The following is a 9244-nucleotide window of genomic DNA, read 5'->3' as shown; positions in this document are numbered from 1 at the left end:
GGAAGCCCTGGGCTACGTGATCCTGCTTGCAGTCATGGTAGCAGCTTTCTTGCAGAGGCGTATACGCAAAGCTCTGCAAGACCAGAATGCCACAATACTTGCCCCGGGCAATCGAGTCCTGGATCGCTCAACGGTTACGGCCATATTGGACATGCTCCAGTATATCTCCGTGGTTTACCTTCACCACGGGACTCATACGGAACGCTACTTGCCAACGAATACCTCTCCTGAGATTTTGAAGTTGCTCAGATTGGCAGGATATGATGAAAGGATATACCTCACAAGAACCTAACAAAAAAATTCAACGGCTTCTGCGTGCAAGGGTGCGAAATACCGGCTATAAGGCCATTGTTCTTGAGAAAATCCGGGTCATATAAAGGGGAAAATTACAGAGATTCACCGTCCATGTTCATCCGAGCCACTTCCAGTAGGGTAGAGGTCAGGGCGATGCGGTGGAGAACCTGGGAGTACATTTTGTCGGTATAGGTGGTCAGCTCTTCTGGGTCGGTAACCAGCTGGTCTTTGATTGCCTGTAAAAGCTCTCGCAAAACCGTGAGCGAGGTGCGAAGATCGGGGAAGATGCTCGCGAGGGGCACGGTACGCACTGTGTTTATGGGTTGGCGTTTCCATACGGTGTCAATATACCGCTCTCCGTTACCCGTAATTCCTGATAATCAGTTCCGTAATCTCTCCTCTACCCGTTGGGTCGCGGTTGATGGCACGCTTGGCAAAGACTCGTTCTATATTGAACCCTGCAAAAAGATCATCGAAAAAGTTGTCATCTGGGTTGCTGGCTTTAGGGTCTGAATTGCTCAGCAACAAAAATGCCCCTTTGGTATCGAGTTCCCGGTAGAAGTTGGCCAACCTAATCTGGTCTTCGTCAGTGAAAGTGTGCTTGCTGTAACTGGTGAAATTGGCTGTCTTGGACAAAGGCCGATAGGGTGGGTCGAAGTACACCAGGGTTCCGTGATCGATGAACCCCTTGGAGCCCAGGAAGTCATCGCAGATTAGCGTTACATTCTCCAAAGCTTTGCTCACCGCCCGGATGTTATCCGCATCACAGATGGTTGGATGGTCATAACTGCCATGGGGAACGTTAAACTCTCCCTTCTGGTTTTGACGAAACAAGCCGTTATAGCAGGTCTTGTTGAGGAAGATCAGCCAGCTGGCCCGCAGGATCCAGTCCTCATTAAAGGATCCATAGTTGAAGTGATACATCTGTTGGTTATACTGTTCTCGAATGGCATAGTAGAAGGCCTTTCTTCCTTGGGAATTCAGGGTTTGGTATTTCGCCTCCAGTTCCTTTAGGAGAACGATTAGTGCTTCCGGTGCTTCTTGTATCACCCGATAGCCCAGGATCAATTCTTTGTTGATGTCAAGTAAATAGGCCCTCTTTACTGTGAAGTTGCTCTTCAGGTGAAAGAAGAAAGCTCCTCCGCCCACAAAGGGCTCTACATAGACTTCGATTATACCAGACTCCCTAATCTGGCGCGGTAGACGCTCTGTTAACGCGGCCAACAGTTGCGTTTTACCTCCAGCCCATTTGAGAAAGGGCTTTGCCGGTATGGGGGTGTGCACGTACATCATCCTTCGTTAGGCATGTAAGTAGACCATCGTCCAAGAAGTAGAACTCTAGGGTTCGGAAAAGAGAACCCCTTCCCGGAAAACCGGGGAAAGGGCTATGACCTCATCGTAGCACTTTTTTTCATTGTTGACCAGTGTTTACTTCCACCGGGTGGGGCGAATCCTTAGGATACTTGAAAAGAACAATCCACCGTTCGACTAGTGGGCGGTGGAGAATGGATACTCGCACGTGGCGGTGAAGACGGAAGCAAAGCTTCGTCGTGAGGTACATAACCTGCAGAAACGGTTGGATAAGAAGGACCAATATTTTCTTCGGCTGAAAGAAGAACTGCTAAGGGAAGAAAAAAAGAGGGCGGTTTCGGTCGATGAAAAGAATCGTTAAGATAACAGCGGCGGGAAGTGTGGGATTTCTGGGGGGCTTCTGTTGGAACGGGGCCTCGAGACTCTGACCGGTATTGATTTCGTCGATGGCCCTTTTGCGGTGGGAGGTGCCGTTTTGGCTGCGGCATCGGTCAACAGGGAGTTGGTGGAAGCGGCCGCGGATAATATGCGAAAGATGTTTGGTAAAGAACCCCAGGACCTCACCCGAGATGAGTGGGAGGAGTACAAGAGGAAGTACCCGCGGATCCCAGTTTGATGGAAAAGGCATTGCAGGTATGAGTCATGTTTTCGGTTTGGATGACCAGGATTGCCATAGGGGTGGCGGCAAAGAAGCTAGTGGATCGTCTCCGTAAGAGTGGTTGGATGCCTCAGAATACCTATGTGTATGCTAGTCTCCAAGCCCATCGGAAGGGCGACTTAGCGGAGGCCGTCAGACAATACCGACTCGCTATCAAGCGCAAAGGCCTTACGGAAAACACCGAATTGCTGTGTGAAATCCTCACCGGTACTATCGACATGCGCAAAGAGGAAATCGAAGGAAAACTAGAAGAGATCAACCGAAAGTTGTATCCTCCTTTCTTTTCCAAGGCCTTTTGGCGAAAACTGTTCCGACGTTCCGATAGGAAGTATCAGGAACTGAGACTCTCCAAGGAAAAGTGTCTCAAAGAGCTGAAAGAACTCGAGAAACTGAAGGATTTACTGGACGCGCCCCCTGAGTAAAACCAGGGAGTGTCCCCATTTCTTTAGGCGGTGACCAACGGTGGCCCTTCATTTTTGTAGTCGTCATCGGGCGCTTCAATGCGCATCAATCCACCGGCAAGGAAAGGCTTAGCCTGGATTACTGAATGGGGGAGGGCAGGGCTTCCCCACTTTAGTGTCCGAAACGATTGCAGTGGGTGTTTCTTTTATTAGCCCCTTTTCCCCTAGGGTTGATGCTTGCTCACTAGGCTGGATAACCCGCGATTGGCGGGCCCACGGGCGTGTGTTTTATGGGAGAGATATGGTTCCATGGTGCTTCCGCCCCCAGCGGAAGGAAGTTTGCCAGGGGTGTCTCGGAAAGTATCCGTTTGTAGCATCGGAAAGGTAGGCCCCAGGATGGTGTACAGCGGTGTAACAAGTATTGCGAATATGATGGTGAGAGCCGGAGCCGATACGCCAGAGAACCTCTACTCAAGCATAGGGTGACTTCGAAGGGGCGCAGCAGACTTGATAGCAACTAGAGGAGAAAAGAGATGGAGCCTAATCTTTACGATATCCTGGAGTTAACACCCCAGGCTACGCCGGAAGAGGTTCGGCATGCCTACTTCCGATTGGTGGATCAGTATCCACCGGATCAGTATCCCGATCAGTTCATGGCGATTGGCAAGGCCTATGAGGTGCTCAGTGATCCCAAAAGGCGGGCGGCCTATGATGGGGCATTGGCGGATCGTGGATGGCTTGAACGGTTAGAGCAAGAGGCGTGCCAGCATCGTCAGAACAAGAACTGGAAGAGTGCTGTCAATTGCTTTCGCAGATTGACAGAGATAAATCCCCTCAACTTGGACTATCAAGAGGGTTTGGGTCAGTGTTATATGAAGATGGGTGCTTGGGAGCAGGCCATTGCCCACTATGGACAGTTGGTGAAGCAGGCAGCAAGGAAGGTGGAACTCTGGAAAAGACTGGGCTTCAGTCATCTCGGCTTGGCTAACACCAAAGGAGGCTCTCACCTAGCGTCGGCGAAGGAGGCTTTCCAGCATGCTTGGGAACTGGATCCCAAGGATCGAGAGACTTACTATGCCATGGCCTTTACCTATGTGAAGCTAAATCAGCAGGATGACGCCATCTCCTGGTTGGAACGGGGGCTTGAGGCAAATAGTCCCTCCACCTTAGAAGATCTGGACCTATACGATCGTCTGCTATTGTTGTATGCGTCTAAGGGTGAGATGTCGGCGGCGAGGCACTGTCTGCAGCGCTTGGTTGAGATCACAGGGGATGACGAGGTGGCTCGGCAACACGTGGCGGACCGGCTGGCCAATACCGGCATGGAATGTATGAGTGCTGGAGACTGCGATAGCGCCCACTTCTTTTTTGAAGAAGCCCGAGGTTTGTGTCCTAAGAAGGAACTTGCCGATTTCTTCGCCTCCTTGCGGGATCTAGCCGAGGTGCACCGGTCCCTAGGCGCGCTGCATAAGAAGCTACTTCCGGCCGTCTTTGATCTAGTGCTTACGGTGGTGGAGAACTATCAGCGGAAACTAGCTCACAAGCCTTTTTCGGAGAAACAAATAGACAAGAAGCGGAAGCAACTTACCTCGGCCTTGAGAAAGTATCCTGTGGAGACCGTCTTGTGGCAAATCAGATCGGTGGAGTTGAGTTGTCCGGCGGTGTTGCGGTTAAGCGGCGACTTCTTTGAGGAGATTAAGGAGAACTTGACAAATCCTACCAACCCTGGGGATACACAAAAGAAGGCGATCACCTCCGGATATACGTTTAAATTCTATTTATTCATCTTGGTCGTGATGGCAATCGGAGGAGTCATTGGGGCCTTTGTGGAAGGCCCCATGGGGGCACTGATCGGTGCTTTTATCGGTGGAATCATCGGTAAGGCAAGGAGTCACTGATCCGGGCCATCGGACTCAGGTAGTAATCGCTACATTCCGAGCTGGATGAATTGACCACAGAATAGCTCGGATTGCACGACAGATGGATTCACAACTGCCATAACGGTTTGTTAGTTTCCTTTGTGGGGAGGTTCATTGGCGGAAATACCGAAGTCTAAACTGTCTTCCTCTAAGGTTATCATCTTTAACGCCGATACCGCCTTGCCGGGAACGGTGCACTGTAACTGGTGGAAGTCCATAGTTGTTTGAGGATTGGCGATCCTTTCCCCTTAAAGGTTAAAGTATTCGGTGACAATACTGAACTCCTCCACAGCCTTGTCTTGTCCGAACACGTCGACCCAGGCGCACTACCCTTGGTCCGGGCGATCAAGCCGGCTGGACCAGATGATGGTACCGACCGTGGGATGCCATACCGAGGCAGGGCCCAGGCGTTGCTGCTCCCGCTGGGTACCGCCCATATAGCTGAAGTAATAATTGGGACGTCGTACATAAAGGAACTCGGAGTTCTCCTTGGGGTCGGTCAACTAAGCGGTAAACAGGTCACTTTTAATGTAGGATAGCTGCTGCTGTTGCCAACCGATGTTTTCTTCGGTTAGGTCATATTCTCCATGGCAGACTAAAACCAAAATGTCGCCGGGACTGCTCCAATCAACGGTTTTCGGTCCCCAGATCCCCGTGGGTCAAAGACCTGGCGAGGACTTACGAAGTCCAAAAGCCTTTGCAGATACGGAAGGAAGGGTACTTGTGGGTTTGCCAAAGGCTGCCGCCAAAGGGATTTCGGCAGACCAGGGTCGGAGGACGGGGGAGTAGACGGGAAATTCAAGTCGCGTGGACATGGAACGGTTATTGATTAACCCTCCAGCGGGCTCCAGGAGCATGTTGTAGGACATGAAACAACAAAACCTTTCCTGTCCAGCAATGATCCGCGGATCCTTTGTCAACCCATAGAGGTTCCACAAGGAGCCGCCACTGACCATCAAGCCGTATCCAAAGCAAGGGCCCATGGATTCGCAGTAGTAGTCTGCGGGGCTTTGGGCCACCGAGAAGAAGGCATCGATCATGGTATCCAGTTGATCCTGCAAGTGGTCCTCACCGAAGATGTCGATGAAGAACCCAATTGCGCCCATCCCCTGGCCATCTGGTTCGCGCAGGACCGGTTGTTGGTGGGATAAGCTAGCAAGAAATCCACGCCCTTCTGGCACGGGGTCTAAAGGGCCCTGTCTACCTCTGGGAAATGCTGAATGCCCGGGTCTTCCAACATGTAAGCGGGAAGTAATCTTAGGCCCGCTACACACCACTGCTCGTATTTCCCTGCATCGGGTGACCATTGACAAAAACCGCTCAGTTCTATCTGGACGGAGGTCCAATGTAGCAGTCCCGCCTCGATTCTCGCCAAAAGGGCTTCGTCCCCGTGCTATTGGTTCCATGGACGATCTGCGGTGAGAAAGTATGTATAAAGCAGTATCAGTTCCTGGTTTGGGGCGATGTAGGGCTGATCATTGCGGGAGGTGATGTCTGTCCACCCGGCAAACTCCCCGGAGTCAAGCGTCCCGTTGACAGCTTCCTCAAGCCCTAGGTAACACCCTGGGACATTTCTTTCCAATTCTAGGAGTGTAAAATCAAGGTTTTCCGCCCGGATAGTATTTAGATCCACCGAAGCAACCGCGGGGAGTGCCTGGGCAACGGCAAGGGTTGCCCTCCCCAACGCGACGAATGCCATGTATATTAGTATCGCAGTGATTTGCACCATTTCTCATGGTCGTTTCCTTTCTGTCTACTTTCTTGACAGGGGTGGCGGCCAAAAAACCGCCACCCCGGGTGAGTCGGCATAGATGTCAGAGACTATCGATGTAATCGGCAACAATTCGATTCATCTCCGCCTCCACCAACTGTAAGCCTTCAGCCACCGGGAGTTCCCCGGCGGCGATGCGATCTCGCACCTGCTCGAAATACAGCATGGCATCACCGTAGCCGGGCACATAATATCGCGGAGAGGGGATGGTGAATTCGTTGAGGCAGCGGGAGACAAAGTGCTCTAGCTCCTGTCGGGTATGATGATAAAGACCACTATCTACGATCTCTTCCAAGTGGTCCATCCATCCGGAGAAATGCACCCCAGGAAAGCCCGGTCGTACTTCTTGGCCCTCTTGCATCATGAACTTGATGAACAGCCAGGCCCCTTCCTGGTTCTGCGCGATGGGCTCCGAGAGTATGGCTACCCAGTTAACCCAGGCGATGCCGGGTTTACGCTCATCGCCCATCAAGGGGAAGGGGGCCATGCCCCAGTCGTAGGGATTGGAAAACAACTGCAGGTTGGCTGGTCCCACGGTCATCCCCACCTGTCCCGCATCCCGCCAAGGCTCCCAAGCGAGGCTCCGTGGTCCCGTATGATTAACAAAGAGACTGGGACTGATCTGCAAATCACGGCGCAGTCCGGTCAGCTGATCGAAAAGTTCCCGATTGGCTGGTGTGTCGAAGGTGATAGTGATCTTTTCTGAGTAGGGTTCATGGGTGAAAAAGCTGGCTCCAGGATAGTTCATCACCGCGGACTCGTAGTCCACCGAATGGATGCCGAACTGGGTGTAATACCCGTCGGCATTTCTTACTGTAAGCTTCCGGCCATAGTCGATGAAGGTGTCCCAATTCCAGCTGGGATCATCCCAGTCCAGAGGCGGGAAGGGCAATCCTGCCTCCCGGAAGAGGGTGGCGTTGTACAGGACGGCGCTACCCAATGTGGTGTTAAAGGCAACGCCGTAAAGACCATCATTGACTCGCATGCTATCCCATAGGGGCAACAGGCCATCGGTGGCAAAGCCGTCCTTCTCCAGGAAAGGCGTAAGATCCTGGAAAAGACCCTTGTTGGCATAGGCTGCCCATTCATACACCGACATTTCAAAGATTAAGTCCACCGGCAAGTTCGATGCAATCCGGATAAACAACGTGGAATCCATCTCGTTCCAGTGGGCCCGTACCAGTTCTACCTGGATCCCGTAGATTTCTTCGAAATTCTTCACCATATCCAGGTTGATGTCATGTTGACCGTCTCGAACTAGGATCACGATCTTTTCTTGGGCAAAGGTCTGGGCCAGTAGACCCAAAGCCAAGGCAATTCCTAGGGTGACTAGAAGTGCGAAGAATCTTAGTCTTTTGTGGGTCATATCATCTGCTCCTTTCCGGAGGACTAGATCCGGTGGTCGACCTCAACTGGCACACCGTCGAAGTACGCCGTTTCCACATCGTCTTCCTCGCGCCATCAACACCACAGTGTTACCCGATCGATGACTTCCTCCAAATCACTATCCACCGCGACACTGCTGCACTACTCATCGTCCACCTAAGCCAGTTTCACCGTCCCCCACTGGGAGCAGTTCCGTCCGGGGGAATTGGCTTCCTCGGAGTTCTGACTGTAGCTGCATCAACTGGGGTTGAGTAGATCGTTGTTCAATCAACGGGGATAATTCGGGTTCATCGGCACTCTTGGATGTTCACGCTGGGAATGCCCAACAGGTCCTGGTGAGTGTGAAAAACCCTCAGCCCCTAACCTAGCAAACTCAAGAATCTCTCCTGCGGTCAAGCTGGGCCTGGGGAAATCCCTAGTCGATGACTTCTACCCGGATGTCGTCGTAGTAGACGGCTTCCACATCATCCTCGGCCCGCCACCAGTTCCAAAGGGTGATCCGGTCGATGATCTGGTCCGCATATGTGGCGTCGGTAATGGTATCACAAAGATGCCCGTCCACGTACACCGAGAGCTGATCATATTCCCAGACCAGTTTCACCGTACCCCATTGTCCCCAATCCCGTCCTGGGGTGATCACCTGGTCGGAGAGTTTACTGTGTTGATGCCATGCGCCGTTGATGCTGACGAAATAGACTCCACCGGCACCGGGGTTGAGCAGGTTATGGGTCACTCCATAGCCGTATTTATCGTTCATGAACCAGATATTGCCCACCACATAACGGTTCTCAAACCGACCGGTGGCGCAGTACTTTAGCGTAAGTACGATCTGTCTACCTGGGCGCACCTCCACTGGATACTCAAGGGCAAGTCCGATGGTGCTATGGGTCTTAGTAACCCGCAAGCAGTGATTATCCGGGCCTTCTGGGTAGGGAACAACCTCCCATTGGTCCATGTGACCGTAAACCAACGTGCCAGTACCGACGCGGGCATTCTCGAAATCTTCCAGCAGAACCACGCGCGGTTCCGCGGCACTAGCCAAGATGCTCAGTAAGCAGAAAAGAAGTAGAACGAATAAAACAGAAGCTCGCTTCACGGTGATTTTGCCTCCTTCAAATGCCCTAGATTTGTGTATCACGGTGTTTGTTCGCAGGTGGACACTGGAACCATAGGAAGTCATGCTATGATATAGACCGTTAATCCCGGATCTCGCAAGGGTCGGTTACTACAGTGCATTTTTTGTAAAACCAAGCCGTTTTTCTCCCGGTGGGTTTATCAAGAGAGAGTTTTGGCAGGTTCAGCAGTAAATCTGTTGACATAAACTAGTAGTAGTGGCATATTATGGCAGGCAATAGGTAGAACTGGACACTCTTACCATTTTCCTTTCTAGCAGAGTCTTTGTTTTTGAAGACGTGGATACAGGCTACACTTGGACGGCTTGTCTCCATAGTCTCTTGAACGGCCACCATCGGGGTAAGTGCAGTGTCCAGCGGCGGGCATGGCG

At 51.9% G+C, this 9244-nt stretch carries 10 protein-coding genes; 3 read left to right on the top strand and 7 right to left on the bottom strand.

The window, feature by feature from the left end; genetic code table 11:
- Nucleotides 1-386 precede the first annotated feature (386 nt).
- Nucleotides 387-605, bottom strand: a complete 219-nt coding sequence (locus GXX57_04540) for a hypothetical protein (GenBank protein HHV43921.1) — start codon at nucleotides 603-605, stop codon at nucleotides 387-389.
- 49 nt (nucleotides 606-654) lie between these two features.
- Nucleotides 655-1587: a DNA adenine methylase gene (locus GXX57_04535; GenBank protein HHV43920.1), complete on the bottom strand. Its 933-nt coding sequence runs from the start codon at nucleotides 1585-1587 to the stop codon at nucleotides 655-657.
- A gap of 421 nt (nucleotides 1588-2008) precedes the next feature.
- Here GXX57_04535 and GXX57_04530 point away from each other — a divergent pair, with 421 nt between their 5' ends.
- The 3 genes from GXX57_04530 (at nucleotide 2009) to GXX57_04520 (ending at nucleotide 4562) form a co-directional block, all read left to right on the top strand.
- Nucleotides 2009-2221: a hypothetical protein gene (locus GXX57_04530; GenBank protein HHV43919.1), complete on the top strand. Its 213-nt coding sequence runs from the start codon at nucleotides 2009-2011 to the stop codon at nucleotides 2219-2221.
- Nucleotides 2222-2262: 41 nt separating this feature from the next.
- On the top strand, nucleotides 2263-2685 hold the full coding sequence (locus tag GXX57_04525) for a hypothetical protein (GenBank protein ID HHV43918.1): 423 nt from the start codon (nucleotides 2263-2265) through the stop codon (nucleotides 2683-2685).
- A gap of 512 nt (nucleotides 2686-3197) precedes the next feature.
- Nucleotides 3198-4562, top strand: a complete 1365-nt coding sequence (locus tag GXX57_04520; GenBank protein HHV43917.1) for a tetratricopeptide repeat protein — start codon at nucleotides 3198-3200, stop codon at nucleotides 4560-4562.
- Nucleotides 4563-4909: 347 nt separating this feature from the next.
- Here the strand turns inward: GXX57_04520 and GXX57_04515 are convergent, their stop codons facing one another.
- The 5 genes from GXX57_04515 to GXX57_04495 all read right to left on the bottom strand — a co-directional run bounded on the left by GXX57_04515 (nucleotide 4910) and on the right by GXX57_04495 (nucleotide 8836).
- Complete coding sequence (locus tag GXX57_04515) at nucleotides 4910-5086, bottom strand: hypothetical protein (GenBank protein ID HHV43916.1); 177 nt, start codon at nucleotides 5084-5086, stop codon at nucleotides 4910-4912.
- 156 nt (nucleotides 5087-5242) lie between these two features.
- Nucleotides 5243-5689, bottom strand: coding sequence for a hypothetical protein (locus GXX57_04510; GenBank protein ID HHV43915.1), 447 nt, complete (start codon nucleotides 5687-5689; stop codon nucleotides 5243-5245).
- A 287-nt stretch (nucleotides 5690-5976) separates the two neighbouring features.
- Entirely contained in the window at nucleotides 5977-6282 is a 306-nt protein-coding gene (locus GXX57_04505) for a hypothetical protein (GenBank protein ID HHV43914.1), read from the bottom strand.
- 115 nt (nucleotides 6283-6397) lie between these two features.
- Nucleotides 6398-7720, bottom strand: coding sequence for an extracellular solute-binding protein (locus tag GXX57_04500; protein HHV43913.1), 1323 nt, complete (start codon nucleotides 7718-7720; stop codon nucleotides 6398-6400).
- A 435-nt stretch (nucleotides 7721-8155) separates the two neighbouring features.
- A complete protein-coding gene (locus GXX57_04495; protein HHV43912.1) occupies nucleotides 8156-8836 on the bottom strand; it encodes a hypothetical protein in 681 nt (226 codons plus the stop codon).
- Nucleotides 8837-9244 lie beyond the last annotated feature (408 nt).

The sequence above is a fragment of the Bacillota bacterium genome, assembly GCA_012839765.1.
Classification (GTDB): Bacteria; Bacillota; Limnochordia; order DUMW01; family DUMW01; genus DUMW01.
The sequence above is the reverse complement of the archived record's forward strand: the minus strand, read 5'-3'. Positions and strand labels throughout refer to the sequence as shown.

What these genes read in the sequence shown, in the direction of transcription:
- GXX57_04535 (HHV43920.1), bottom strand. Translation starts at nt 1,587, where the DNA reads ATGATGTACGTGCACACCCCCATACCGGCAAAGCCCTTTCTCAAATGG.
- GXX57_04525 (HHV43918.1), top strand. Translation starts at nt 2,263, where the DNA reads ATGACCAGGATTGCCATAGGGGTGGCGGCAAAGAAGCTAGTGGATCGT.
- GXX57_04520 (HHV43917.1), top strand. Translation starts at nt 3,198, where the DNA reads ATGGAGCCTAATCTTTACGATATCCTGGAGTTAACACCCCAGGCTACG.
- GXX57_04510 (HHV43915.1), bottom strand. Translation starts at nt 5,689, where the DNA reads ATGGGCGCAATTGGGTTCTTCATCGACATCTTCGGTGAGGACCACTTG.
- GXX57_04505 (HHV43914.1), bottom strand. Translation starts at nt 6,282, where the DNA reads ATGGCATTCGTCGCGTTGGGGAGGGCAACCCTTGCCGTTGCCCAGGCA.
- GXX57_04500 (HHV43913.1), bottom strand. Translation starts at nt 7,720, where the DNA reads ATGACCCACAAAAGACTAAGATTCTTCGCACTTCTAGTCACCCTAGGA.